Annotated in this window: 23 protein-coding genes and 3 tRNA genes; 14 read left to right on the top strand and 12 right to left on the bottom strand. The window is 59.2% G+C overall.

Annotation, left to right across the window (positions count from 1 at the left end; genetic code table 11):
* Position 1: 1 nt before the first annotated feature.
* The 6 genes from MKleb_RS22045 to cobT all read left to right on the top strand — a co-directional run bounded on the left by MKleb_RS22045 (position 2) and on the right by cobT (position 4,960).
* Complete coding sequence (locus MKleb_RS22045; protein WP_004133685.1) at positions 2-283, top strand: energy-coupling factor ABC transporter substrate-binding protein; 282 nt, start codon at positions 2-4, stop codon at positions 281-283.
* Positions 270-947, top strand: coding sequence for an energy-coupling factor ABC transporter transmembrane protein (locus MKleb_RS22040; RefSeq protein ID WP_014839396.1), 678 nt, complete (start codon positions 270-272; stop codon positions 945-947). Before MKleb_RS22045 ends, MKleb_RS22040 begins: the two co-directional genes overlap by 14 nt.
* A gap of 8 nt (positions 948-955) precedes the next feature.
* Positions 956-1,771 (top strand): energy-coupling factor ABC transporter ATP-binding protein, encoded by an 816-nt coding sequence (locus MKleb_RS22035; RefSeq protein ID WP_025107439.1) that lies wholly within the window; start codon positions 956-958, stop codon positions 1,769-1,771.
* Positions 1,768-3,291, top strand: coding sequence for a cobyric acid synthase (locus MKleb_RS22030; RefSeq protein ID WP_025107440.1), 1,524 nt, complete (start codon positions 1,768-1,770; stop codon positions 3,289-3,291). The genes MKleb_RS22035 and MKleb_RS22030 overlap by 4 nt, the downstream gene beginning before the upstream one ends.
* Positions 3,285-3,830, top strand: a complete 546-nt coding sequence (gene cobU, locus MKleb_RS22025) for a bifunctional adenosylcobinamide kinase/adenosylcobinamide-phosphate guanylyltransferase (RefSeq protein WP_025107441.1) — start codon at positions 3,285-3,287, stop codon at positions 3,828-3,830. Before MKleb_RS22030 ends, cobU begins: the two co-directional genes overlap by 7 nt.
* Positions 3,831-3,904: 74 nt before the next feature.
* Complete coding sequence (cobT, locus tag MKleb_RS22020) at positions 3,905-4,960, top strand: nicotinate-nucleotide--dimethylbenzimidazole phosphoribosyltransferase (protein ID WP_025107442.1); 1,056 nt, start codon at positions 3,905-3,907, stop codon at positions 4,958-4,960.
* 99 nt (positions 4,961-5,059) lie between these two features.
* Here the strand turns inward: cobT and MKleb_RS22015 are convergent.
* The 3 genes from MKleb_RS22015 to MKleb_RS22005 form a co-directional block, all read right to left on the bottom strand.
* Positions 5,060-5,136: transfer RNA gene (locus MKleb_RS22015), tRNA-Met, on the bottom strand.
* A gap of 44 nt (positions 5,137-5,180) precedes the next feature.
* Positions 5,181-5,257: transfer RNA gene (locus tag MKleb_RS22010), tRNA-Met, on the bottom strand.
* 47 nt (positions 5,258-5,304) lie between these two features.
* Positions 5,305-5,381, bottom strand: a tRNA-Met gene (locus tag MKleb_RS22005).
* A 211-nt stretch (positions 5,382-5,592) separates the two neighbouring features.
* Between MKleb_RS22005 and mltA the strand changes: the two genes are divergently transcribed.
* Together mltA and tcdA are read left to right on the top strand one after the other, a co-directional pair.
* Positions 5,593-6,690: a murein transglycosylase A gene (gene mltA / locus MKleb_RS22000; protein ID WP_004124438.1), complete on the top strand. Its 1,098-nt coding sequence runs from the start codon at positions 5,593-5,595 to the stop codon at positions 6,688-6,690.
* Between the two features lie 114 nt (positions 6,691-6,804).
* A complete protein-coding gene (gene tcdA, locus MKleb_RS21995) occupies positions 6,805-7,614 on the top strand; it encodes a tRNA cyclic N6-threonylcarbamoyladenosine(37) synthase TcdA (protein WP_009651598.1) in 810 nt (269 codons plus the stop codon).
* 121 nt (positions 7,615-7,735) lie between these two features.
* Here tcdA and csdE read toward each other — a convergent pair whose 3' ends face one another.
* The gene (gene csdE, locus MKleb_RS21990; protein WP_025108020.1) at positions 7,736-8,167 is read right to left on the bottom strand and encodes a cysteine desulfurase sulfur acceptor subunit CsdE; all 432 of its coding nucleotides are present in this window, start codon (positions 8,165-8,167) and stop codon (positions 7,736-7,738) included.
* Complete coding sequence (csdA, locus tag MKleb_RS21985) at positions 8,167-9,372, bottom strand: cysteine desulfurase CsdA (protein ID WP_163586451.1); 1,206 nt, start codon at positions 9,370-9,372, stop codon at positions 8,167-8,169. Before csdA ends, csdE begins: the two co-directional genes overlap by 1 nt.
* 198 nt (positions 9,373-9,570) lie before the next feature.
* Here csdA and MKleb_RS21980 point away from each other — a divergent pair, with 198 nt between their 5' ends.
* The 4 genes from MKleb_RS21980 to rlmM all read left to right on the top strand — a co-directional run bounded on the left by MKleb_RS21980 (position 9,571) and on the right by rlmM (position 12,574).
* Positions 9,571-9,795: a YgdI/YgdR family lipoprotein gene (locus tag MKleb_RS21980; protein ID WP_014226620.1), complete on the top strand. Its 225-nt coding sequence runs from the start codon at positions 9,571-9,573 to the stop codon at positions 9,793-9,795.
* A gap of 353 nt (positions 9,796-10,148) precedes the next feature.
* Positions 10,149-11,066, top strand: coding sequence for a glycine cleavage system transcriptional regulator GcvA (gcvA, locus tag MKleb_RS21975; RefSeq protein ID WP_163586450.1), 918 nt, complete (start codon positions 10,149-10,151; stop codon positions 11,064-11,066).
* 19 nt (positions 11,067-11,085) lie between these two features.
* Entirely contained in the window at positions 11,086-11,481 is a 396-nt protein-coding gene (locus MKleb_RS21970) for a DUF423 domain-containing protein (RefSeq protein ID WP_004853688.1), read from the top strand.
* Positions 11,474-12,574, top strand: a complete 1,101-nt coding sequence (gene rlmM / locus MKleb_RS21965; RefSeq protein WP_014226619.1) for a 23S rRNA (cytidine(2498)-2'-O)-methyltransferase RlmM — start codon at positions 11,474-11,476, stop codon at positions 12,572-12,574. Before MKleb_RS21970 ends, rlmM begins: the two co-directional genes overlap by 8 nt.
* A 55-nt stretch (positions 12,575-12,629) precedes the next feature.
* On the opposite strand, the gene fucR is transcribed toward rlmM, so the two are convergent.
* The 5 genes from fucR to fucP all read right to left on the bottom strand — a co-directional run bounded on the left by fucR (position 12,630) and on the right by fucP (position 18,460).
* Positions 12,630-13,340 (bottom strand): L-fucose operon activator, encoded by a 711-nt coding sequence (fucR, locus tag MKleb_RS21960; RefSeq protein WP_025108018.1) that lies wholly within the window; start codon positions 13,338-13,340, stop codon positions 12,630-12,632.
* Between the two features lie 57 nt (positions 13,341-13,397).
* Positions 13,398-13,820, bottom strand: coding sequence for an L-fucose mutarotase (gene fucU / locus MKleb_RS21955; RefSeq protein WP_046876658.1), 423 nt, complete (start codon positions 13,818-13,820; stop codon positions 13,398-13,400).
* Position 13,821: 1 nt separating this feature from the next.
* Positions 13,822-15,240: an L-fuculokinase gene (gene fucK / locus MKleb_RS21950; RefSeq protein WP_163586449.1), complete on the bottom strand. Its 1,419-nt coding sequence runs from the start codon at positions 15,238-15,240 to the stop codon at positions 13,822-13,824.
* A 102-nt stretch (positions 15,241-15,342) separates the two neighbouring features.
* Entirely contained in the window at positions 15,343-17,118 is a 1,776-nt protein-coding gene (gene fucI, locus MKleb_RS21945; RefSeq protein WP_217076190.1) for an L-fucose isomerase, read from the bottom strand.
* 31 nt (positions 17,119-17,149) lie between these two features.
* Entirely contained in the window at positions 17,150-18,460 is a 1,311-nt protein-coding gene (fucP, locus tag MKleb_RS21940) for an L-fucose:H+ symporter permease (protein ID WP_004853675.1), read from the bottom strand.
* 560 nt (positions 18,461-19,020) lie between these two features.
* On the opposite strand from fucP, the gene fucA reads away from it, so the two are divergent.
* Positions 19,021-19,668, top strand: coding sequence for an L-fuculose-phosphate aldolase (gene fucA, locus MKleb_RS21935; RefSeq protein ID WP_004853673.1), 648 nt, complete (start codon positions 19,021-19,023; stop codon positions 19,666-19,668).
* A gap of 471 nt (positions 19,669-20,139) precedes the next feature.
* Here fucA and xni read toward each other — a convergent pair whose 3' ends face one another.
* On the bottom strand, positions 20,140-20,895 hold the full coding sequence (xni, locus tag MKleb_RS21930; protein WP_025108014.1) for a flap endonuclease Xni: 756 nt from the start codon (positions 20,893-20,895) through the stop codon (positions 20,140-20,142).
* A gap of 109 nt (positions 20,896-21,004) precedes the next feature.
* A complete protein-coding gene (locus tag MKleb_RS21925) occupies positions 21,005-22,948 on the bottom strand; it encodes a sigma-54-dependent Fis family transcriptional regulator (RefSeq protein ID WP_025108013.1) in 1,944 nt (647 codons plus the stop codon).
* Positions 22,949-23,218: 270 nt separating this feature from the next.
* Here MKleb_RS21925 and ssuD point away from each other — a divergent pair, with 270 nt between their 5' ends.
* On the top strand, positions 23,219-24,391 hold the full coding sequence (gene ssuD / locus MKleb_RS21920) for an FMNH2-dependent alkanesulfonate monooxygenase (RefSeq protein WP_163586348.1): 1,173 nt from the start codon (positions 23,219-23,221) through the stop codon (positions 24,389-24,391).
* Positions 24,392-24,395 lie beyond the last annotated feature (4 nt).

Below are 24,395 nucleotides of genomic sequence, written 5' to 3'. Positions count from 1 at the left end.
CATGAAAAAGACGCTGATATTGTTAGCCATGGTGGTGGCGCTGGTGATCCTGCCGTTCTTTGTCGATCACGGCGGCGAGTTTGGCGGTTCGGACGGCGAGGCGGAGAGCCAGATTCAGGTGGTCGCGCCGCACTATGAGCCGTGGTTCCAGCCGCTGTACGAACCGGCGAGTGGAGAAATTGAGAGCCTGCTGTTTACGCTCCAGGGATCCCTCGGCGCGGCGGTGATTTTCTATATTCTGGGCTACAGCAAAGGCAGACAGCGCCGTGATGACCGGGTTTGACCGACTCAGCTATCAGAGCCGCTGGTTTCACGTCGCGCCGGAGCGCAAGTTCCTGTTCTGGCTGCTGCTGATGGTGCTGGCCTTTACCCTGCCTCCGCTGGGGCAGGGTATCGAAATGGCGCTGATTGCCGCCTTAACCTGCTGGCTGCTGCGGGTCTCGCCGTGGCGCTGGTGCCGCTGGATGGCGCTGCCGTTTGGCTTCCTGCTGATCGGCGTGCTGACCATTCTGTTTAGCGTCAGCCGCAATCCGCAGGATCTGCTGGTGAGCCTGCCGCTGGGCAGCGTCTGGCTGGGCATTACGTCGGAGGGGCTGACGACCGCCAATCAGACCTTCTGGCGCAGTCTGGCGGCGCTGGCGTCCACCTTCTGGCTGGTGCTGAATCTGCCGTTCCCGCAGCTTATTGTGCTGCTCAAGCGCGGGCGGGTGCCGCGGCTGCTGACCGAGCAAATTCTGCTAACCTGGCGCTTTATTTTTATTCTGTTAGACGAAGCGCTGGCGATTCATCGTGCGCAAACATTACGTTTTGGCTACCGTAGCGTGCCGAAGGGCTATCGTTCGCTGGCGATGCTGGTAGGGCTGCTGTTTACCCGGGTGATGATCCGCTACCAGCAGATGAGCACCACGCTGGATATCAAACTGTATCAGGGTGACTTTCACCTCTAAGGATAAGTATGCTTGCCACGACCGATCTCTGGTTTCGCTATCAGGACGAGCCGGTGCTGAAGGGGCTGACGCTGGATTTTTCCCGTCACGCGGTGACCGGACTGGTGGGGGCGAACGGCTGCGGAAAATCCACGCTGTTTATGAACCTGAGCGGTCTGTTGCGCCCGCAGAGCGGGGCGGTGCTGTGGCAGGGAAAACCGCTGGACTACAGCAAACGCGGCCTGCTGGCGCTGCGTCAGCAGGTGGCGACCGTTTTCCAGGACCCGGACCAGCAGATTTTCTATACCGATATCGACAGCGATATCGCCTTTAGCCTGCGTAACCTGGGGGTTGCGGAAGAGGAAATTGCCCGCCGGGTGGACGATGCCCTGACTCTCGTCGATGCCCAGGGGTTTCGTCACCAGCCGATTCAGTGCCTGAGCCACGGGCAGAAAAAGCGCGTGGCGATAGCCGGCGCGCTGGTGCTGCAGGCGCGCTATTTACTGCTCGACGAGCCGACGGCGGGGCTCGATCCCTCGGGACGCGCGCAGATGATCGACATCATTAAGCGCATTGCCGATCGGGGCAACCACGTGGCGATCTCCAGCCACGATATCGATCTGATCTATGAAATCAGCGATGCGGTTTACGTGTTACGCCGCGGCGAAGTGCTGGCGCACGGCGAACCCGGGGAGGTGTTTGCCCGCAGCGAACTGATGGCCCAGGCCGGGCTAACCCAGCCGTGGCTGGTGAAGCTGCACGCGCAGCTCGGGCTGCCGCTGTGTAAAACCGAAGAAGAATTTTTTACGCGGATGCGAAGCAACGCGATGAAGGAGGCGTCATGACGCTGGCAATTATGTTACAGGGCACCGCTTCCGACGTCGGCAAAAGCGTGCTGGTCGCGGGGCTGTGCCGCATCTTTTATCAGGACGGGCAGCGCACCGCGCCGTTTAAATCGCAGAATATGGCGCTTAATTCCGGTATCACGCCGGATGGCAAAGAGATGGGCCGCGCGCAAATTTTCCAGGCCGAAGCGGCAGGCATTACCCCGGATGTGCGCATGAACCCGGTGCTGCTTAAGCCAACCAGCGACCGTAAAGCGCAGGTGGTGCTGATGGGCAAAGTGGCGACCGATATGGACGCGGTGAGCTATCACGAGTACAAGCCGCGCCTGCGCGAACAGATCCTCGCGGTTTATAACAGCCTTGCCGCCGAACATGATGTGCTGGTGCTGGAAGGGGCGGGCAGTCCGGCGGAGATCAACCTGCGCGATCGCGACATCGTCAATATGGGCATGGCCGAGATGGCCCAGTGCCCGGTGATCCTCGTGGCGGATATCGATCGCGGCGGCGTATTCGCCTCCATCTACGGCACGCTCGCGCTGCTGCACGATCGCGAGCGCGCGCGGGTCAAAGGGGTGATTATCAATAAATTTCGCGGCGACGTGGCGCTGCTGTATTCCGGGATCGAGCAGATAGAAGCGCTCACCGGCGTCCCGGTGCTCGGCGTCATGCCGTGGCTGGACGTCGATCTTGAAGATGAGGACGGCGTCGCGCTGCAAAAAGGGAAATATCTGCGTACCGACAGGCGTGATATTGAGATTGCCGTGATTCAGGTGCCGCACATCGCCAATTTTACCGATTTCAACGCGCTGGCGGCGCAGCCGGACGTCCGCGTCCGCTATGTTCGCCAGCCCCAGGAGCTGGCGGGCGTGGATATGATTATCCTGCCGGGCAGTAAAAATACGCTCGGCGACCTGGGCTGGCTGCGCGAGAGCGGCATGGCGCACGCGGTACTGCAGGCCCGGCGTCAGGGCGTACCGGTGCTGGGGATCTGCGGCGGCTATCAGATGCTCGGCGAAACCATAATCGATGAGGTGGAGTCGGGGCTTGGCACCCAGCCGGGGCTGGGGTTGCTCAATACCGTCACCCACTTTGCGCACAGCAAAACGACCACCCAGGTAACGGCGACTCTGGCTCCGCCGTTGCCGGCGTGGCTGGCGGCAACGGCGGGGCTGTCGGTAAGCGGCTACGAAATTCATATGGGCGAAACCGAGCTGCGCGACGGCTGCCGTTCGCTGATGCAATTACATAAAGGCGGCCTGAGCGTGGCGGACGGCGCGGTCAGCGATGACGGCCTGGCGTTTGGCACCTATCTGCACGGCCTGTTCGATAGCGATGCATTTACCCGCGCGCTGGTTAACGGCCTGCGCCAGCGTAAAGGGCTGGCGGCGCTGGATAGCGATTTCGAGTATGCGCAGTATAAATCTCACCAGTTCGATCTGCTGGCGGACGCGATGCGTCAGCATATTGATATCGAAAAAATCTACGCCATCATGCGCCAACATCAGGAGCCCGTATGCTGACTTTAGTGACCGGCGGGGCGCGCAGCGGTAAAAGCCGCCATGCCGAAGCGCTGATCGCCCATGCGCCGCAGGTACTCTATATCGCCACCTCACAGATCTTTGATGACGAGATGGCGGCGAGGATCCAGCACCACCGCGACGGCAGGCCCGCGCACTGGCGCACCGCCGAGCGCTGGCAGCAGCTTGATGAACTGATCACCGCGGATATCGCCCCGGAGGAGGCGATTTTGCTGGAATGCATCACCACCATGGTAACCAACCTGCTGTTTGCGCTGGGGGGCGACAGCGCGCCGGACGACTGGGATTATGCGGCGATGGAGCGGGCGATCGACGCCGAAATCGCGGTACTGATTGCCGCCTGCCAGCGCTGCCCGGCCCGCGTGGTGCTGGTGACCAACGAAGTGGGGATGGGGATTGTGCCGGAAAACCGTCTGGCCCGCCATTTCCGCGACATCGCCGGGCGCGTCAACCAGCGCCTGGCGGCGGCGGCGGACGAGGTGTGGCTGGTGGTGTCGGGCATTGGCGTAAAAATCAAATAGGCCAGGCGCGCCGTACCGGGCGTTATTCTTCCTGCTGGCTCTGCCATGAGCCAGCCAACAAGACGAGAACCTCTATGCAAAGCTTAACCTCTCTACTGGGCGCGATCCCGGCGCCTGATGAAAGCGCGATGGCGCGCGCCCGGCTTCATATCGACGGCCTGCTGAAGCCGCCCGGAAGCCTTGGACGCCTTGAAGATCTTGCCGTACAGCTGGCGGGCATGCCCGGTCTTGACGGCGTGCCGCAGGTGAAAAAGAAGGCGCTGCTGGTGATGTGCGCCGACCACGGCGTGTGGGACGAAGGGGTCGCCATCTCGCCGAAAGCGGTGACCGCCATCCAGGCGGCGAATATGACGCTGGGTAAAACCGGCGTTTGCGTGCTGGCGGCGCAGGCGGGCGCGAAAATGCACGTGATTGATGTCGGGATCGATGCCGAGCTGATACCGGGCGTTATCAACATGCGCGTGGCGCGCGGCTGCGGCAATATCGCCGTCGGTCCGGCAATGCGCCGCGGCCAGGCGGAAGAGCTGCTGCTGGAGGTGATGCGCTATACCCGAGGGCTGGCGAAGGATGGCGTCACGCTGTTTGGCGTCGGGGAGCTCGGAATGGCCAATACCACCCCGGCGGCGGCGATTGTCAGCGTTCTGACCGGCAGCGATGCCCAGGAGGTGGTCGGGATTGGCGCTAATCTGCCGTTGGCGAAGGTCGCTAATAAAGTGGAAGTGGTGCGCCGGGCTATCGCCGTCAACCGGCCTGACCCGAACGATGGTCTCGACGTGCTGGCGAAAGTGGGCGGTTTTGATTTATTGGGGATGACGGGCGTGATGCTGGGCGCGGCCTCCTGCGGCCTGCCGGTGCTGCTCGATGGTTTCCTCTCCTACGCGGCGGCGCTGGCGGCGTGCCGAATTGCGCCGGAAGTGAAACCCTATCTGATCCCGTCCCACTATTCGGCGGAGAAGGGGACGCGTACGGCGCTGATGCATCTCGAGCTGGAACCCTACCTCAACATGGGGATGCGCCTGGGCGAAGGCAGCGGCGCGGCGCTGGCGATGCCGATCGTGGAAGCGGCCTGCGCGATGTATCACGAGATGGGCATGCTGGCGGCGAGCAATATTGTGTTGCCGAAGGGCTGAAAAAGGGCCGGGGAGCGGCGCTGCGCCGTTCCCTGAATCAGGCATAAGATTTTGCGCAGCGCAGAAACAAAAAAACACCCTTGAGGGTGTTTATGATGTTGGTTGCGGGGGCCGGATTTGAACCGACGACCTTCGGGTTATGAGCCCGACGAGCTACCAGGCTGCTCCACCCCGCGTCCGTCTTTACTCTTCATCGAGTAAACTTGCATCAGATTTTAATTGGTTGCGGGGGCCGGATTTGAACCGACGACCTTCGGGTTATGAGCCCGACGAGCTACCAGGCTGCTCCACCCCGCGTCCGTCATTACTCTTCCATCGAGTAACGTTACTTCTCTGATTTTAATTGGTTGCGGGGGCCAGATTTGAACTGACGACCTTCGGGTTATGAGCCCGACGAGCTACCAGGCTGCTCCACCCCGCGTCCGTGGAAGCGCACTATACTCCGCTAACGTTTTGATGCAACCCTTTTTGGCAGAAATCATCAATTTTGTAAAAAATGGTGCATATAGAATCACTTTCAGCCTATTTTTTGCGCAAAACTGCCTTTGCGGTGCCTAAGCGCATTTCATTAGCCCTGGGGGTTTGTTATCTTCATCACGCACCCGGGCTTAGCAGCATAAAGAAGAGATACCATGAAAGGACGTTGGGCAAAATACGCAGTAACAGGCGCGATGCTGGCAATGCTGGCCGCCTGTTCCTCAAAACCGACCGATCGCGGTCAGCAGTATAATGAAGGTAAACTCACCCAGCCGTTTTCACTGGTTAACCAGCCTGATGCGGTCGGCTCGCCGATCAACGCCGGCGATTTCTCCGAGCAGGTGAGACAGATTCGTAGCGCCTCTCCGCGCCTCTACACCAGCCAGAGCAACGTCTACAATGCGATTCAGGAGTGGCTGCGTTCCGGCGGCGACACCCGCACGCTGAGCCAGTTTGGTATCGACGCCTGGCAGATGCAGGGGACGGATAACTACGGTAACGTCCAGTTTACCGGCTACTACACGCCGGTGGTGCAGGCGCGCCATACTCGCCAGGGCGAGTTCCAGTACCCGATTTACCGGATGCCGCCGAAGCGCGGCAAGCTGCCGTCCCGCGCCAGCATCTACGCCGGGGCTCTGAGCGACAACTACATTCTGGCCTACAGCAACTCGCTGATGGATAACTTCATCATGGACGTGCAGGGCAGCGGTTACATTGACTTTGGCGACGGCTCGCCGCTGAACTTCTTCAGCTATGCCGGGAAAAACGGCTGGCCGTACTACAGCATCGGTAAAGTGCTGATCGACCGCGGCGAAGTGAAGCGCGAAGATATGTCGATGCAGGCGATCCGCGAATGGGGCGAAAAACACAGCGAGGCGGAAGTGCGCGAGCTGCTGGAGCAGAACCCGTCGTTCGTCTTCTTTAAACCGCAGTCTTTTGCGCCAGTGAAAGGCGCCAGCGCGGTGCCGTTGATCGGCCGGGCATCGGTGGCTTCCGACCGTTCCATTGTTCCTGCCGGCACCACGCTGCTGGCGGAGGTGCCGCTGCTGGATAATAACGGCAAGTTTAACGGCCAGTACGAGCTGCGTTTAATGGTGGCTCTCGATGTTGGCGGGGCGATTAAAGGCCAGCACTTCGATATTTACCAGGGCATTGGCCCGGATGCCGGGCATCGTGCCGGCTGGTATAACCACTACGGCCGCGTATGGGTGCTGAAAAACGCCCCGGGCGCGGGCAACGTCTTTAGCGGCTAGTACGCCGGTTCTCTTCCCCGGTCGCGCTGCGCTTACCGGGGCTACGGCTGATTTTGTCACCCGGGTAAGGCGCTTGCGCCGCGACCCGGGAATGTCCATTAATTCTGAGGTTTTATGTCTGTTGTAATCAGCGATGCCTGGCGCCAGCGTTTTGGCGGCACGGCGCGTTTATATGGTGAAAAGGCGCTGCAATGTTTTGCCGACGCGCACGTCTGCGTGGTCGGCATCGGCGGCGTAGGCTCATGGGCGGCGGAAGCGCTGGCGAGAACCGGAATTGGCGCGATTACCCTGATCGATATGGATGATGTCTGCGTGACCAACACCAATCGCCAGATCCACGCCCTTGGCGGCAACGTTGGCCTGGCGAAAGCCGAGGTGATGGCGGAACGTATTCGCCTGATCAACCCCGAGTGCCGGGTCACGGTGGTGGACGATTTTGTCACCCCGGAAAACGTCGCCGAGTATCTTGGCGTTGGCTTTAGCTACGTGATTGACGCCATCGACAGCGTGCGCCCGAAAGCGGCGCTAATCGCTTACTGTCGTCGCCATAAGGTTCCGCTGGTGACCACCGGCGGCGCGGGCGGGCAAATCGATCCGACGCAAATTCAGGTCGCCGATCTGGCGAAAACCATCCAGGATCCGCTGGCGGCAAAGCTGCGTGAGCGTTTGAAGAGCCAGTTTGGGGTGGTGAAGAACAGCAAAGGTAAGCTCGGCGTGGATTGCGTGTTTTCCACCGAAGCGCTGGTTTATCCGCAGGCGGACGGCAGCGTTTGTGCGATGAAAAGCACCGCTGAGGGGCCGAAGAGAATGGACTGCGCATCCGGCTTTGGCGCCGCGACGATGGTGACCGCGACCTTTGGTTTTGTCGCCGTCTCCCACGCGCTGAAGAAAATGCTGGCGAAGGCGGAGCGGCAGACGGCGTAAATTCCCGGGTCGCGGCGCAGGCGCCTTACCCGGGCTACAAAACTGCGCACCTGTCCGGGCGACAAAACCGCACGAACCCGTAGCCCGGGCAAGGCGCGTCAAGCGCCGCCCCCGGATAAGCTTAAACCTCGCGGGCGGCGGCGAGCACCGCTTCGCTCAGGGCGCTGAGCCCCTGACTGCGCGAGGCGCTCAGCTGGCCGCGTAGCCCCAGCGCATCAAATAGCGCCAGCGGATCCTGCGCCAGCAGCTCAGCGGCGCTTTTGCCTTCTATAGCGGTCAACAGCACCGCCAGCATGCCGCGCACGATGCGGCCTTCGCTATCGCCGAAGAAATGCAGCTTGCCCTCGGCGTCAACGACGTGCCCCAGCCAGACGCGGTTTTCACACCCGGCAATCTCTTTGGCTCGCGCTTTGAGGTCGTCCGGCAGCGCGGGAAGCTGCTTACCCAGTAAAATCAGCTGGCGGTATTTATCTTCCCACTGGCTGAGCGGGGTAAAGGTCTGCCGTAGAGATGCCTCGGTGATGCGGGTACCAAAAGGGTGAGAAGTCGTCATTAATCCACCAGTATTTCCAGAGCGCGGTCCACGGCGTGCACCAGCGCGTAAACATCGTCTTGCGTGTTATAAGGCGCGAAGGAGGCCCGTAGCGTGCCGCTGACGCCAAGCGCCGCCAGCAGCGGCTGGGCGCAGTGCTTACCGGCGCGCAGCGCGATCCCCGACTCCGCCAGCAGCGTCACCATATCGCTATGGTGAACGCCGTCAAAATCAAACGCCAGCAGGCTGGCGTCCTGGCAGCGGAAGGAGCGGAAGCCCGGACGTTTCGCCAGCTCGTCTTCCGCCAGCGTCGACAGGCCGCGGCTCCAGTTTTCCGCCTGCGCGATGTCCGTCTCCTCCAGCCACTCCAGCGCCGCGCTCAGGCCGATCACCCCGGCGATATTGGGCGTTCCCGCCTCGAAGCGCCAGGGGGCGGGCTGGGTTTTGAAGCCATCGAAGGTGACTTCGGTAATCATTTTTCCGCCGCCGAGCCACGGCGACATCTCCGCCAGCCGTTCGCTTTTGCCATACAGCGCGCCGATGCCGGTCGGCCCGTAGAGCTTATGGCCTGAAAAAGCATAAAAGTCGATATCCAGCGCCTGGACGTCCGCCGGGAAATGCACCGCCCCCTGCGCGCCGTCGACCATCACCACCATCCCGGCAGCGCGGGCCTGGCGTATTGCCAGCGCCAGATCCGGGCAGCCGCCGGTGACGTTGGACATCTGGCCAATCGCCAGCACCCGGCTGCGCGGCGTGATAAGCGCGCCAAGCGCCGCCACGTCCGGCAGGCGGTTGCCCGCCAGCGGCAGCTTCACCACCCGCGCGCCGGTTTGCCCGGCAACCATTAACCACGGCACCAGATTGGCATGATGTTCCGCTTCGCTGACGATAATCTCATCGCCGGGTTTCAGGCGCGGGCGCACGTAGCTCTGCGCCACCATATTAATGGCTTCGGTGGTGCCGCGCGTCCAGACGATATCCTGGCCGGAAGGGGCGTTGAGCAGCGTTGCCACCCGTTCGCGCGCGTTTTCATAGCGTTCGGTTAGCTGACGGGCGGTGGCGAACTGGCTGCGGTGGACGTTACCGGCGCTAAGGCGATAGAACTGGTCGCTGGCCTCAATGACCGCCAGCGGTTTGAGGGTTGTCGCGGCGCTATCAAGATAGACGCCGGCGTCGGCCAGCGCCGGGAACTGGGCGCGAAATTGGACGGGGTTGAATGCGTTCATGAGATTCCTCGTATCGATATCAGGATCGTCGCGCAAATCGGCGGGTGATACAAGGTTTCTGCTAACGACTGGAATTTTCTGAATATGACTTCGGGTGGGTAAAAGATAGTTATGCTGAATAGTGTTGGGTTTGCGTTTTAACCTGGTACAGAACGAATCATAAACAGTATAAATAGTCGAAAGGAGAGAAAGATGAAAATGAATAAGACTGCCGCAATTATTTCTGCCTGTGTGCTGACCTTTGGCCTGAGCGCCTGCTCCTCCAACTACGTGATGCATACCAACGATGGGCGCACCATCGTGACCGACGGCAAACCGCAAACGGATAATGATACTGGCATGATTTCGTACAAAGATGCCTGGGGTAACAAGCAGCAGATTAACCGTTCTGACGTAAAACAGCTGGGCGAGCTGGATAAGTGATTTCGGTATAGCAGGCAAAAAAAAGCACCGCGCAGTGCGGTGCTACATTAAATCACTATGGACAGACAGGGTAAATGTACAGGAAGTGAAAAGGGGTAGCTGAGCTACCATGGTCCGCAAACCCGGACCAATTGCAAACACAACAACACAACATCACAACCGTAAGCCAAAAGCTTGTTGGAACACGCATTCCAAAAAAAGCTCTTCGTTCCGGCTCAGGAAGTGCCGCCACTATAGGTATTTGCTGGTAGAAGCTCAACGGACAAATTATAATAGCTCAGATAAAAAAAACTAATAGGTTAACTATTGTTTCCTGTTTGTTAAATTGCCTTAACATCTAAGCCAGAATAACTATGTCCAAGCGTTTGCCACCTCTGAATGCATTACGTGTTTTTGATGCAGCCGCCCGCCATCTTAGCTTCACTCGCGCCGCCGATGAGCTTTTTGTGACGCAGGCCGCAGTCAGCCACCAAATCAAGTCCCTGGAGGATTTCCTCGGCCTCAAGCTGTTCCGTCGACGCAATCGTTCTCTTCTTTTGACGGAGGAGGGGCAGAGCTATTTTCAGGATATCAAAGAGATTTTCACGCAGCTCACCGAAGCGACCCGCAAGCTTCAGGCCCGAAGCGCAAAAGGGGCCTTAACAGTCAGTATGCTCCCCAGTTTTGCCATTCAGTGGCTGGTGCCAAGGCTCACAAGCTTTAACTCAGCTTATCCGGGAATCGACGTCAGGATCCAGGCCGTGGACCGTCAGGAGGATAAGCTGGCCGACGATGTCGACGTGGCGATTTTTTACGGCCGCGGCAACTGGCCGGGGCTGCGGGTGGAAAAGCTGTACGCCGAATATCTGCTCCCGGTGTGCTCACCGCTGTTGCTCACCGGCGATAAAGCGTTGAAAACGCCTGCCGATCTGGCGCAACATACCCTGTTGCACGATGCTTCCCGCCGCGACTGGCAAACTTATACCCGCCAGTTAGGTCTAAACCATATTAATGTTCAACAGGGACCTATATTTAGCCACAGCGCAATGGTGCTGCAGGCGGCAATCCATGGACAGGGGGTCGCGCTGGCCAACAATGTAATGGCGCAGTCCGAGATTGAGGCGGGCCGTTTGGTCTGCCCGTTTAATGATGTTCTGGTCAGTAAGAATGCGTTTTATCTCGTTTGTCATGACAGTCAGGCAGAACTGGGTAAAATAGCCGCCTTCCGCCAGTGGATTCTGGCAAAAGCGGCTAATGAACAAGAAAAATTTCGCTTTCGTTATGAACAATAAATCATCGTAGGGTAAACACATGACCAGCCGTTTTATGCTGATTTTCGCCGCGATAAGCGGTTTTATCTTTGTGGCTTTGGGCGCTTTTGGCGCGCACGTTTTGAGTAAAACCATGGGCGTTGCGGAAATGGGCTGGATCCACACCGGCCTGCAGTATCAGGCATTCCATACGCTGGCTATTTTTGGCCTGGCGGTGGCGATGCAGCGCCGCATCAGCATCTGGTTTTACTGGAGCAGCGTCTTTATGGCGCTCGGTACCGTTCTTTTTAGCGGCAGCCTCTACTGTCTGGCGCTCTCGCATTTACGCCTGTGGGCGTTCGTTACGCCGGTTGGGGGCGTCTGCTTCCTCGCCGGTTGGATATTAATGTTAATTGGTGCAATTCGTCTGAAACGTAAGGGCGTTGTTCATGAATAAAGTTGTCCTCTATTGTCGCCCTGGGTTTGAGAAAGAGTGCGCAGCAGAAATTACCGATAAGGCCTCGCGCCTTGAGGTGTTTGGTTTTGCCCGGGTCAAAGACGACTCCGGCTATGTGATTTTTGAGTGCTACCAGGCCGAAGATGGCGAAAAGCTGGTGCGCGAACTGCCGTTCAGCTCGCTGGTGTTTGCCCGCCAGATGTTTGTGGTTGGCGAACTGCTGCGCGACCTGCCGCCGGAAGACCGGATTTCCCCGATCGTCGGTATGCTGCAGGGCGTGGTGGAGAAGGGCGGCGAGCTGCGCGTTGAAGTGGCCGATACCAACGAAAGCAAAGAGCTGATGAAGTTCTGCCGCAAGTTTACGGTACCGCTGCGCGCGGCGCTGCGCGAAGCGGGCGTGCTGACCAACTATGAAACGCCAAAGCGTCCGGTGGTCCACGTGTTCTTTATCGCCCCCGGCTGCTGCTACACCGGTTACTCGTTGTCTAACAACAACTCGCCGTTCTATATGGGCATTCCGCGCCTCAAGTTCCCGTCCGATGCGCCGAGCCGTTCGACCCTTAAGCTGGAAGAGGCGTTTCACGTCTTTATTCCGGCGGATGAGTGGGATGAGCGTCTGGCGAACGGTATGTACGCGGTGGATCTCGGCGCCTGTCCCGGCGGCTGGACCTATCAGTTGGTGAAACGCAACATGTGGGTCTCCTCGGTGGATAACGGTCCGATGGCGCAAAGCCTGATGGATACCGGCCAGGTGACCTGGCTGCGTGAAGATGGCTTCAAGTATCGCCCGACGCGCAACAACATTTCGTGGATGGTGTGCGATATGGTGGAGAAACCGGCGAAAGTGGCGGCGCTGATGGCGCAGTGGCTGGTGAACGGCTGGTGCCGGGAAACCATCTTTAACCTGAAGCTGCCGATGAAAAAACGCTACGAAGAGCTGTCGCGCAATCTGGCCTATATCCAGGAGCAGCTGGATGAGCACGGTATCAACGCGCAAATCCAGGCGCGCCAGCTGTATCACGATCGCGAAGAGGTGACGGTTCACGTTCGCCGCCTGTGGGCTGCCGTCGGCGGACGTCGCGACGAACGCTAGTTTGATCTGTAGGCCGGATAGGGTGTTAAGCCGCTATCCGGCGCTGCAATAGCCGTTACGACTGCGACACGTCCGAAACGATATGCGTCACATCATCCAGATGGCCGATCCGCGCCTCCCCTGAACGATTAAATTTGCTCTTATCAATCAACAATAACGATTGCGACGCTCGCTTAAGCAGCAGCGATTTGAACTCGGCGTTCACCGTATTTGAGTCCCAGAGCGCGCCGTCGCTGTCGATGCCCTCGCAGGAAAAAATGAACAGGTCGATCTCCAGCGCTTTGAGCTGTGAGATAAGCGACGCGCTGACGTAGCAGCCGTATTTTCGCTGGAGCGTACCCCCGGAGCAGGTAAGCTGAATGTTCTCTCGCTTGCTGAGCTCCTGGCAAATCGGCTGGCTGTTGGTAAAGACGTGAAGGTTGATATCCGGCAGCTGGCGGGCCAGATACCAGCAGGTGGAACTGGCATCAAGGGCGATAACCATCCCCTCTTCTATCCACGCAAGCGCCTCGCGGGCGATGTCCGCTTTGTGCGCGTAGTGGCTTTTCAGACGGATATGAAAAGGGTCGCCGCTGTCACGGCTTTGCCGGTGAATGACTTTTGCCCGACCGTGGTTACGCAGCACTTTCCCCTGGGACTGGAGCTCGCTGAGATCGCGGCGAATGGTTTCTCTGCTGACGTTAAGCTGTAGCGATAAGGCTTCGGTGGTCAGGCTGTTATGGTTAATGAGCAGGTCTAGTATCGCTTGCTGTCGTGCCGCTTTCATTTTTCTCACCCTGGCGTTCGCTGAGCGCCCGCATCAGACGGGCGCTCCGGCATGAGATTACGGCGTTACTCCTTTTTTTAAAAGAATATTCCCGTACTTAGCGCGCTCACCTGTGATAACGATCGCAAAGGCTTTTTGCGCCCGCTCGTAGAAAGCAAAGCGGTCGATGCGGGCGATCTCCGGGCAGGGCGCGGGGCCGGAAAGCGCCTCGCGATAGCGCGTTTCTACCTGAGGGTCGAGGGCGTCGCCGTCCACGGCGGCCATCATCACCAGCGGCGGAGCGTAGCTGTCTAACTCAAACAGCGGAATAATCGCCTGCAGCAGGTCGCTCACCCGCAGGCCGTCGGCGCGAATGACCTGTGGCCCCATGCTGTGGGCCGGGAAGTGGGCATCGGAAAAAATAATCTCATCGCCATGCCCCATTTCCGCCAGCACTTTGAGGAGGTCCGGGGAAATCAACGGGGAAATCGTTTTTAGCATCTCATACTCCCTCAATCAGTTCGGGTTCGGTTTGCGGGTAAAAGTAACGATACCGGTAGCTCACCTGCGCTCTGGCCTGCTCCGGGCTGCTGAATTCACCGACGCCATACCAGCCAAACATGGCGGCGCCGGCGACGGTGGTTTCGGCGTCATCGAGTACTTTAATGGGGATCTCCAGCCTGTTGGCTTTGATCTGATTCCACAGCGCGTTGCGGCTGCCGCCGCCGACCAGCAGCAGCTCGCGGGCTTTGAAGTGGCCGATTTGCTGCAGCGTTTGCAGATTGTGCGCCAGCTGTTCGGCTAATCCTTCCAGCGCGGCGAGGTAGAAATGACCGCGGGTGGTATTCAGCGTTATGCCCTGCCAGCCTGCGGTTGGGCTGGATAGCAGGTCGCACTGCATCTTCACTTTCTGAGCGCCGCGGGGGAGGGCCCGGGCCTCTTCAATCAACGTTTGCCACGGCGTTTCAGGCGTCCACAGCAGCTGGCGTATCCATTCCAGCACGCCGGAGGCCAGCCACTGCATGCCGGGGTTATAGCGTCCCGGCTGACAATCCAGCTCGCAGGTGGAGCCCGCATAGTGGCTGAGCAGCGACGTGTCCACCTGGGCGCTGCGCACCATCAGAATTTCCCAGGTGCCGGACGACAGCACCGGTTCATCCTGCTCCGCGCCCGCGCCAAACAGCGCGAACTGGGTGTCGTGCCCGGCGGAGATAACCGGAATGCCGACGGCTAAACCCAGCATCTTCGCGGCATCGCTCCGCAGCGTGCCAATCTGCTGGCCCGCTTCAACGAGCCGGGGAAACAGGCGGCGCGGCAATCCCGTGGCCTGCAGAATCTGCGCGCTGAAATCCCGCTGGTGGATATCCAGCATCTGGCTGGTGCCCGCCATGGTGATATCGGTCGTGAATTCCCCGGTCAGACGCTGGTTGAGAAGCGAGGAGATGAACAGCCAGGCGTGGGCCTGCTCCAGCAGCTGCGGGTGGTTCTCTTTCAGCCATATCAGCTTATACAGGGTGTTGAAACCAAATGCGCCGACGCCGGAGATCTGCTGGAGCTGCTGCGCGGGCATAAAGCGGCCGATATTGTCCATCACCGCCGCGGTACGCGGGCATTTCCAGCTGATGACCGGATAGAGCAGCTTACCCTGTTTATCCACCAGCGCGCCGTCGACGCCGAAGGTGGTGACCGTGATGCCGCGAACCGTGCAGGATGAGAGCGGGTCGGCAATTTGCCGACAGCATTCGGCGAAGCGTTGCAGGATCGCCTCCAGCGACCACTGGTGCCAGGCGCTGTTCTCCACGGCGATATCGCTGGCGTTGGCCGTCGCGGCGCGGGCGATAATATTCCCCTGGCGGTCAACGGCAATCGCCCGTACGTTAGTGGCGCCGCAGTCGAGGACCAGGATGACTTCATTCTTCATAATCTCTCCCGAGACGTTGCCGGATGGCGGCGTAAACGGCTTATCCGGCCTGCGGGACGGTATCATCCGTAGGCCGGATAAGCGCAGCGCCATCAGGCATTTTTAACGTTTATACAGCGGGCCGTAGTTCTGGCAGGCGCGGTAATCCTGGCCTTCGCTATCCATCCCGTGCGCAGACCAGCTGGAGGGGCGGTAGATTTTCGCCTCTTCTACGTTATGCATGCACACCGGGATCCGCAGCATCGACGCCAGGGTGATAAAGTCGGCGCCAACGTGGCCGATGGTCAGCACGCCGTGGTTAGCGCCCCAGTTCGCCATCACCGAGTAGACGTCGGAGAACGGGCCTTTACCGGTCAGGCGCGGCGCAAACCAGGTGGTGGGCCAGGTGGAGTTGGTGCGGGCATCCAGCTGGTCATGCATCGCTTTCGGCAGCTCTACGCTCCAGCCTTCGGCAATCTGCAGTACCGGGCCGAGGCCTTTGATGATATTCACGCGGGTCATGGTGAACGGCACGCCGCCTTCGGTCAGGAAGCGGGAGGATAAGCCGCCGCCGCGGAAATATTCATGAATCGCCGGGCACCATTCGGTGGCGGCGAGGCAGGCGTCTGCCTCCTGCTGGCTGATTTCCCAGTGCGGCTTCATGGTTGGCTTGCCTTCCGCATCGCGCTGTTTGCAGGCGCCGTCCAGCGCTGCTGAACCGGAGTTGATCAAGTGGATAATGCCGTGTTCCGCCAGTCCGGTGAGCGGTTGGCCGGTAACGCGTTTAACCGCGTCCGGCGACCAGTAGGTGCGCACGTCGGCAAATACCTGGGCGGTGCCGGTCAGCTGGTGGCCCATCAGCATCGCCACGCCGTTGAGGCTGTCGTTTTCCGTGGCGACGACGAAGGGTTCGCGTACGCCGTTCCAGTCGAACGAGCTATTGAGCAGCGCTTCGGCGGTATCGCCGTTAGGGTATTGATCGGTCCAGTGGCGCTGGCCCTGGAAGCCCGCGGCGATGGCGTTGTAGCCCAGCGACTCTTCGACCAGCCCTTTTTCCGCCAGCTTCTTGTTGCCCTGCATCATGTCGCGGATGCACATCGCCATCAGCAGGCTCTCTTTCAGCACCGCGCGGCTCTGTTCGGCGTTGCGCTTATACTGCTGCGCGTTCTGGTCTTCGCCGTAGCGGAAGTTTTTATCCGCCCACGCCAGCGCCATTTCCAGCTCGCTTTCATCATAGATTTTCTGGTCGATGCGGCGGCGCAGTTCGGTCATGTCCACCGCCTGCACTTTCATACCGAGCCAGGACTCGAAGAAGTTGTGATCGACGATAGAACCGGCGATCCCCATCGACACGCCGCCGACGGAAAGATAGCTTTTGCCCTTCATGCTGGCCACCGCTAAGCCGGCGCGGGCAAATCGCAGCAGTTTTTCTTCGACATCCGGCGGAATGGGGGTGTCGTCGGCGTCCTGCACGTCGTGACCATAAATGGAGAACGCCGGAATACCCTTCTGACTGTGGGCCGCCAGCGCTGCCGCCAGGTAAACCGCGCCGGGGCGCTCGGTGCCGTTAAAGCCCCAGATGGCTTTTGGCCGCAGTGGGTCCATATCGATAGTTTCGCTGCCGTAGCACCAGCACGGAGTCACGGTAATGGTGACGCCGACGTTCTGGCTGCTGAATTTCTCCTCGCAGGCGGCGGATTCCGCCATGCCCGCAATGCAGCTGTCGGCGATGACGCACTCAATCTGCGCGCCGCAGGCGTGACGCAGTTTTTCGGCGATCAGCGCGGCGGTGGCTTTCGCCATATTCATGGTTTGCTCTTCCAGCGACTCGCGCACCCCCATGCGGCGTCCATCAATCACCGGGCGGATGCCAATTTTCGGTAAGCTGATTTTTTTCATTCCAGATTCCTCACGTTATTCGGATAAATATTTAGTTAGCTGCCGTTTGCGAACGGAAACGGGCAAAGATGAAGATGACGGCAAAGCACAGCGCCGGGACCAGCTCCGCGGTGGGGATGTTGCCGGCGGCGTCGCTGACAAAGCCCATCACCGGGGTGACAATCCCGCCGCCAATAATGGTCATGACGATAAAAGAGGAGCCGTATTTGGTGTCCTGCCCCAGGTTTTTGATGCCCAGCGAGAAGATGGTCGGATACTGAATCGACATAAAGGCGCTGCACAGCGTCAGGGCCAGCAGACCCACGTGGCCGCCGGTGAAAGCGGAAATCAGGCACAGGATCATCGAGAGCAGGGCATAGGCTGCCAGCACTTTATGCGGCGCGAAGCGGCTGATGAGCCAGGTACCGGAGAAGCGGCCGATAAAGAAGCACACCATCGTGCCCGTCAGATAGTTGGCGGCGAAACCGGGCGTCATGCCGGGGATCTCTTCGATAGCGTAGCGAATCAGATAGCTCCAGCAGGCGGTTTGCGCGCCGACGTAGCAGAACTGCGCCAGCACCGCCCAGCGCCAGTGGCGAACGCGGACCAGGCGAGCAAGGGAAGCGGAGAAGGAACTCTGGTTGGCGTCACTATGGTCGTCGCTCTGCAGGGCTGGAAATTTGGTCAACATAATCAACAGAGCGACCAGTAAGACAACCGCGACGATGATCATATACGGGGTTTGCACCGAGAGCACCAGGCTGTGTTTATAGGCGCTAAGCTGCTCCGGAGCCATTTTATCGAGCACATCCTGCGATTGATGCGGCACATTAGACAAAATGAGACTTTGCCCAAAAACCACCGCAATAATGGCGCCAAACGAGTTAAACGTTTGGGCAAGATTAAGCCGGAAGTGACCGCCGCTTTCTGGTCCTAAGACGGTAACAAACGGGTTTGCCGCGGTTTCTAAACACCCTAAGCCTGCAGCAATAATAAACAGGCCAATCAGGAATAAGGTGTAATTCATAACCTCAGCGGCCGGCCAGAATAGCGCGGCGCCAAAAGCATATAAGAACAGTCCGGTAATAATGCCGGCTTTGTAACTTAACTTTTTCATCAAAATTCCGGCCGGAATGGGAATGACGAAATAGCCGAAATAAAATGCGGATTGAATCAGTCCAGCCTGGAAGTTGGTTAAGGTAAAGGCTTGTTGAAATTGTGGTAATAAAATATCGTTGAGATTATTTGCGACCGCCCAAAGAAAAAACAGCGAGCACAGCAGGGCGAAGGGAATAATGTAGCGCTTGCTTTGTCCTGTCTCTACCGCACGAAAACTCTGCGTTTGTATTGTTGTGTTTCCCATAGCATCCTCATTGGTTCAGAAGCGTGTTCAGCAGCCGGCTTATGCCCACCAGACCGCAAAAATCAGGCGAGCTCTTGTGACGACATCAACAGTGAAATAAACATCACGGAGTGAACTCATGAATTCATTTTCAAATTAAAAAAGCCTTTTAATATGATAGCGGTCACACTTCGTATCCACTCGGTGATTTTATGTGATTATCATCACTTTAATAATCAGAAAAACATGACCGTTTGAGAAAGTTAATTGTAAAACCCACAGGGTCGATGACCGATTTATTTTATTATGTGGAAAACGGGCAGTTGTTAAAACTATCAGTAAAATGCCCGTTTTTAAATCTATTAGTAAGAACGGGCATTTTTCAGAAAGCAAAAATCAATGAACGGTTGTTTTTATACTGAAATAAGTGAGAGGAATCACAGAACCGGCGGATGTAAATTCCTTTCTGCTTATTCGGGATGATGATGGTGAGTAATTATTTGAGCTATTCAACAGCGTCGGAGCGTCATCTCCGGCGAGCCGTCTGTTGTCGCATTGCGCATCATAAAGAGAGGTAAAGAATGGAACGAAATAGACTGGCCCGGCAGATTATTGATACCTGCCTGGAAATGACCCGCCTGGGGTTAAATCAGGGAACCGCCGGTAACGTGAGCGTGCGTTATCAAGGGGGGATGCTGATCACGCCAACGGGTATTCCTTACGAAAAGCTGACGGAAGCGCACATTGTGTATATCGATGCCGAAGGTCAGCATGAACAGGGCAAACTGCCGTCCAGCGAGTGGCGTTTTCATATGGCGGCTTATCAGACGCGGCCTGATGCTCACGCGGTGGTACATAATCATGCGGTTCACTCTACGGCGGTGTCGATCCTCAATCGTCCCATTCCCGCCATTCACTATATGATTGCGGCGGCGGGCGGTAACTCTATCCCCTGTGCGCCCTACGCCACGTTTGGTACCCGCGAGCTGTCTGAGCATGTGGCCGTGGCGCTGAAAAACCGCAAAGCGACGCTGCTGCAGCACCATGGCCTGATCGCTTGTGAAGAGAATCTGGAGAAGGCCCTGTGGCTGGCGCATGAAGTTGAGGTGCTGGCGCAGCTTTATCTCAGCACTCTGGCCATCACCGATCCGGTGCCGGTTCTTGGCGACGAGGCCATTGCTATCGTGCTGGAGAAATTCAAAACCTACGGATTGCGTATCGAAGAGTGATGCCGTAAGCGAAGGCTTCTGCCGGCTGCTTCCGGGAGATGTGCTGGGCTGATACCCCGGCGCTGTTATTCCCCGGCTTGCGCAGCGCTTAGCCGGGCTACGGGCTGTCCCTCTGTGCTTTGCTCCCGGGGGCGGCGCTTGACGCGCCTTGCCCGGGCTACGGGCTCACCGTCGTCTGCGGTAGCCCGGGTAAGGCGTAAGCCGCGACCCGGGGAATGCGCTCACCGTCTGCGGTCCGGTAGCCCGTACAGATGCGCAGCATCGCCTCCGGGGAAATGGTGCCACGCTGCGCTCTGCTCCCGGGGGCGGCGCTTGACGCGCCTTGCCCGGGCTACAGGTATTCCGCCGTCTGCGGTAGCCCGGGTAAGGCGTAAGCCGCGACCCGGGGAATGCGCTCACCGTCTGCGGGCCGGTAGCCCGGACAGATGCGCAGCATCGCCTCCGGGAAGCCGCGCGCACCGCAGCCCGGCGCTACCGGGACAGCCGCAGCTGCTGGAGGTTGCCGTCCAGCTGTAAATCGGTTTGCAGGCGCGCGATGTCCCGGCAGGTGAAGGCCATCTCTTTCTGTTCTTCCAGCTTCTTGCGCCACTTCTCCGGCACGTCCGCCAGCCGCGCGTAGATCCCTTCCAGATCCTGAAAATCGGTTAACAGCTGGGCGGCGCTTTTCGGCCCAATGCCCGCCACGCCGGGAACCTTTGAGCTGCTGATGCCCGCCAGCCCCCAGTAGTCAGGCAGCTGTTCCGGCGTCACGCCAAACTCTTTGGCGATAAACGGCGCATCAAGCCAGCGCTTCTGAAAATAGTCGCGGATGCGGATCGTTGGCGACAGCAGCTGGCAGTAGCCTTTGTCGGTTGAAACGATGGTTGCCTGATGGCCGGCCTGCGCCACTTTGACCGCCAGGGTCGCGGCAAGATCGTCGGCTTCGCTGCCGCTGAGCGCCCAGCAGCGAAACCCGCGCTGCTCAAACGCCGCCCGCAGCGCCGGCATTTCCGCTTCGAGGGTCTCCGGCATCGGCGCGCGCCCGGCTTTATAATCGGGCAGACGCTGATGTCGCCAGCCGTGGCCGCGGTCTTCATCATCAAATACCGCCACCACGTGGGTTGGCTGGCTATGGACTACCAGCTGTTCAAGCGCATGCAGGCAGGTGTCGACGCAGGGTGACCCCTGCACCGCGTGGATGCGGCGAATCAGATTAAGTGCGTCGACGATTAACAGATGAACGGCCACGGATATCCTCATAAATAGGCTCTTATTGCAGTGCCTTTCAGGGTAACATCGCCGCGCGGATGAGGCTATTGGCGCCAGGGAAATCAGGAAGATGACTCGCAGTTTCCGGCTAATCAACGTGCATCAGCAGGCCGAGATCGCTATTGGTGGCTTCGCCGTACCAGACCGCCTCGCGCACCGAAACCGGTTTGTGGATAAGCCCCAGCGCGTAAAAGCGATCGGCGATACTTTGTTGGGCGCGAATCACGTTGAGATCCATCGGCCGCGGACGATGGCTGCGGCGCGATAAGGCGCGCGTCAGAGAGGCGGCGTTAAGCCCCAGCTCGGCGGAGAGCAGTCCGGCGGCTTGCTCCCGGTGCTGGTCAATAAACTGGCCGGTCTGCGCCAGCTCGGCTAACAGGCGCTGCATGATATCGCTATTGCGGCTGGCGTAGTCGCGGCGCGACAGGTAGAACTGGTGGTTATTGACGCGCCCCTCGCCGCTGGCAACAACCCGTAATTCGCCGCTATATTCCGCGTCGCTGAGCAGCGGATCCCACATCATCCAGGCGTCCACCGCCAGGTAATCGCTGGCGGTCAGCGGATATTTCGGCGGAATATAGACCACTTTGACGTCGTTTAATGCCAGCCCGGCCTCTTCCAGGATATGCAGCAGCAGCCAGTGCACGTTAGAGCCCTTATTCAGCGCGATACGCTTGCCGCGCAGGTCGGCAATGGTGCGAATGTCGCTGTGCTGCGGGACGACCATCGCCACGCTTTGCGGAGCGGGCGGCTCCCAGGCGACGTAGACCAGCTCGCCGTTACTCGCCTGAGCGAAAACCGGCGGCGCTTCGCCGGTGGTGCCAAAATCGATCTCATCGCAGGCGAGGGCGTGCAGCAGCTGCGGCCCGGCGGGGAATTCGCTCCACAGCACGCTGACGCCGCGGCTGGCAAAGGCTTGCTCGAGACTTTGCCGCGCTTTCAGGATGCCAAGATTGCCGAAGCGCTGGAAGCCGATGCGCAATTCCCGGTCGCGAGAGACGCTGTTGACCGCCGCGCCGAAGAGAGGCTCCTGACGGCGGCGGCTTTTAATGATGCCAAAATTGGCCAGCTGCGTGCGCAGCGTGTGGCGGCTAATACCGAGCAGCGCCGCGGCCTGGCTTTGATTATCGTCACTGTGGGCCATCGCGCCGCGTATTAACGCCCCGGTGACCCTCTCCCACAGCGGCTCGCCCGGCAGGGAAAGCTGACGACGAATAAAATCGTCGAGCTCATTATCGCTCGCCGCCGAGGGCTCATTGTTCAGCGTCGTCAACCGCAGCTGGGCGGGGCCGATCTCCTCTTCTTTACTCAGCAATACCGCGTTATGCAGAGTGTTTTCCAGCTCGCGAATATTGCCCGGCCAGGGGTACTCCATCAGCCTTGCCAGCGTCTCCGGGGCCAGACGACGAGCCGGGCGGCCCAGGCGGCGGGCGTAGAGCGAGAGAAAATGGTCCGCCAGTACGGGAATATCCTGGCGACGCTGGCGCAGCGGCGGCAGCGGGACGAGAGCGATATTCAGGCGATAGTAGAGGTCTTCGCGGAAACGACGCTCGCGGATGGCCTGCATCAGGTCCACGTGGGTGGCGGCGATCACCCGCACGTCCACCTTAATGGCCTTGCGCGAGCCGACGCGGGTGATTTCGCGCTCCTGCAGAACGCGCAGCAGTTTGACCTGAAGCGGCAGGCTAAGCTCGCCGATTTCATCGAGCAGCAGGGTGCCGCCCTCCGCCGCCTCGAACCAGCCGGGATGGCCTTGTACCGCGCCGGTAAACGCCCCTTTTTCATGGCCGAACAGCTCGGCTTCCGCCAGGCTTTCGCTGAGCGCGCCGCAGTTGACGGCCAGAAACGGCCGGTGGCGGCGCGGGCTATGGTGATGCAGGTAGCGGGCGACGACCTCCTTACCGGTGCCGGTTTCGCCGACAATCAGCACGGTCGCCTCGGTGGGGGCCAGTTTATCCAGCAGGCTCTGAAACGCTTTTGACGCCGGGTCGATCAGCGCGGGCGTAGAGGATGGAAATTCAGGATTCAGCATGGTGACCTCCGGTATTTGATGTCCTGAAGTTATCCTGTGCCGGGGACGGAAACCAGAGGGCTAACTCGCCGGTCTGTTGCAAATGCCGCAGTCCGGACGCATTGGCTGCGGCATTTGCAACAGCGGCGTAAGGTTCGGTTTTCTGTAACTCACTGAATTTATATTGTTAATTTTTTATTCACCATTGGCACGATTATCGCTAACACTCATATAACCAAATTAAAACAACTCTTCGATAAATATCGGATATGGTTATATAGGAAATGGATAATGACGCAAAAAACCGACGATAAAATCAACGTGTTCTGGTTTCTGCCCACCCACGGCGATGGCCGCTACCTGGGCACCTCGGAGGGCGGACGCCCGGTTGATTTGCCTTACCTGCAGCAGGTGGCGCTGGCGGCCGACAGCCTCGGCTACTACGGCGTGCTGATCCCAACGGGGAAAAGCTGCGAAGACTCCTGGCTGGTGGCCTCGGCGCTGGCGCCGCTGACCCGCCGCCTGCGCTATCTGGTGGCCGTTCGTCCGGGCCTGCAGCCGCCGACGCTGGCGGCGAGGATGGCGACGACGCTCGACCGCCTGTCGGGCGGTCGGCTGCTGATTAACGTGGTGACCGGCGGCGATCCGGTGGAGAACAAAGGCGACGGTATTTTCCTCAGCCACGGCGAACGCTATCAGGTCACCCGCGAATTTCTCGACGTCTACTCGCGCCTGCTGAAAGGTGAAAAGGTGGATTATCACGGCGACCATATCCACGTGGAAGGCGCGGAAGTGCTGTTTCCGCCGGTACAGGAAAACGGCCCGCCGCTGTTTTTTGGCGGCTCCTCTGAGGAAGCCATCGACGTTGCCGCCGATCAAATCGATACCTACCTGACCTGGGGGGAGCCGCCGGCGCTGGTGGCCGAAAAGCTGGCGATAGTGCGCGAGCGCGCCGCCGCCCGGGGCCGCACGTTGCAGTACGGGATTCGTCTGCATGTGATTGTTCGCGAAACCGAAGAGGAGGCGTGGGCCGCCGCCGATCGGCTGATTTCACACCTTGATGACGAAACTATCGCCCAGGCGCAGAAAATTTTTGCCCGTATGGACTCCACCGGCCAGGCGCGAATGAGTTCGCTGCATAAAGGATCGCGCGACAATCTGCGTATTGCGCCGAACCTGTGGGCGGGCGTGGGGCTGGTGCGCGGCGGGGCCGGGACGGCGCTGGTCGGCAATCCGCAGCAGGTGGCAGAACGCATTCGTGAATATCAGGCGCTCGGTATCACCAACTTTATCTTCTCCGGCTACCCGCATCTGGAAGAAGCCCATCGTTTCGCTGACCTGGTTATGCCGCTATTGCCGCTGGCAGGCCACGATCAGCCTAAGGCGCGTAGCGTCAATACCGGCCCGTTTGGCGAAACCATCGGTGGCGATAAGCGTCCGGTGAAACAGGTCAGCGCAAGCTGAGGAG

The organism is Klebsiella sp. PL-2018 (assembly GCF_019048985.1).
Lineage (GTDB): Bacteria > Pseudomonadota > Gammaproteobacteria > Enterobacterales > Enterobacteriaceae > Klebsiella > Klebsiella michiganensis.
The sequence above is the reverse complement of the archived record's forward strand: the minus strand, read 5'-3'. Positions and strand labels throughout refer to the sequence as shown.

Bases quoted from the DNA above. Each gene is read 5' to 3' on its own strand.
- fucP (WP_004853675.1), bottom strand. From the start codon at position 18,460: ATGGGAAACACAACAATACAAACGCAGAGTTTTCGTGCGGTAGAGACA.
- MKleb_RS22035 (WP_025107439.1), top strand. From the start codon at position 956: ATGCTTGCCACGACCGATCTCTGGTTTCGCTATCAGGACGAGCCGGTG.
- fucU (WP_046876658.1), bottom strand. From the start codon at position 13,820: ATGCTAAAAACGATTTCCCCGTTGATTTCCCCGGACCTCCTCAAAGTG.
- fucK (WP_163586449.1), bottom strand. From the start codon at position 15,240: ATGAAGAATGAAGTCATCCTGGTCCTCGACTGCGGCGCCACTAACGTA.
- MKleb_RS21970 (WP_004853688.1), top strand. From the start codon at position 11,086: ATGACCAGCCGTTTTATGCTGATTTTCGCCGCGATAAGCGGTTTTATC.
- cobU (WP_025107441.1), top strand. From the start codon at position 3,285: ATGCTGACTTTAGTGACCGGCGGGGCGCGCAGCGGTAAAAGCCGCCAT.
- MKleb_RS22040 (WP_014839396.1), top strand. From the start codon at position 270: ATGACCGGGTTTGACCGACTCAGCTATCAGAGCCGCTGGTTTCACGTC.
- mltA (WP_004124438.1), top strand. From the start codon at position 5,593: ATGAAAGGACGTTGGGCAAAATACGCAGTAACAGGCGCGATGCTGGCA.
- fucR (WP_025108018.1), bottom strand. From the start codon at position 13,340: ATGAAAGCGGCACGACAGCAAGCGATACTAGACCTGCTCATTAACCAT.
- tcdA (WP_009651598.1), top strand. From the start codon at position 6,805: ATGTCTGTTGTAATCAGCGATGCCTGGCGCCAGCGTTTTGGCGGCACG.
- cobT (WP_025107442.1), top strand. From the start codon at position 3,905: ATGCAAAGCTTAACCTCTCTACTGGGCGCGATCCCGGCGCCTGATGAA.
- csdA (WP_163586451.1), bottom strand. From the start codon at position 9,372: ATGAACGCATTCAACCCCGTCCAATTTCGCGCCCAGTTCCCGGCGCTG.
- ssuD (WP_163586348.1), top strand. From the start codon at position 23,219: ATGACGCAAAAAACCGACGATAAAATCAACGTGTTCTGGTTTCTGCCC.
- MKleb_RS22045 (WP_004133685.1), top strand. From the start codon at position 2: ATGAAAAAGACGCTGATATTGTTAGCCATGGTGGTGGCGCTGGTGATC.
- fucA (WP_004853673.1), top strand. From the start codon at position 19,021: ATGGAACGAAATAGACTGGCCCGGCAGATTATTGATACCTGCCTGGAA.
- MKleb_RS22030 (WP_025107440.1), top strand. From the start codon at position 1,768: ATGACGCTGGCAATTATGTTACAGGGCACCGCTTCCGACGTCGGCAAA.
- MKleb_RS21925 (WP_025108013.1), bottom strand. From the start codon at position 22,948: ATGCTGAATCCTGAATTTCCATCCTCTACGCCCGCGCTGATCGACCCG.
- gcvA (WP_163586450.1), top strand. From the start codon at position 10,149: ATGTCCAAGCGTTTGCCACCTCTGAATGCATTACGTGTTTTTGATGCA.
- MKleb_RS21980 (WP_014226620.1), top strand. From the start codon at position 9,571: ATGAATAAGACTGCCGCAATTATTTCTGCCTGTGTGCTGACCTTTGGC.
- csdE (WP_025108020.1), bottom strand. From the start codon at position 8,167: ATGACGACTTCTCACCCTTTTGGTACCCGCATCACCGAGGCATCTCTA.
- rlmM (WP_014226619.1), top strand. From the start codon at position 11,474: ATGAATAAAGTTGTCCTCTATTGTCGCCCTGGGTTTGAGAAAGAGTGC.
- fucI (WP_217076190.1), bottom strand. From the start codon at position 17,118: ATGAAAAAAATCAGCTTACCGAAAATTGGCATCCGCCCGGTGATTGAT.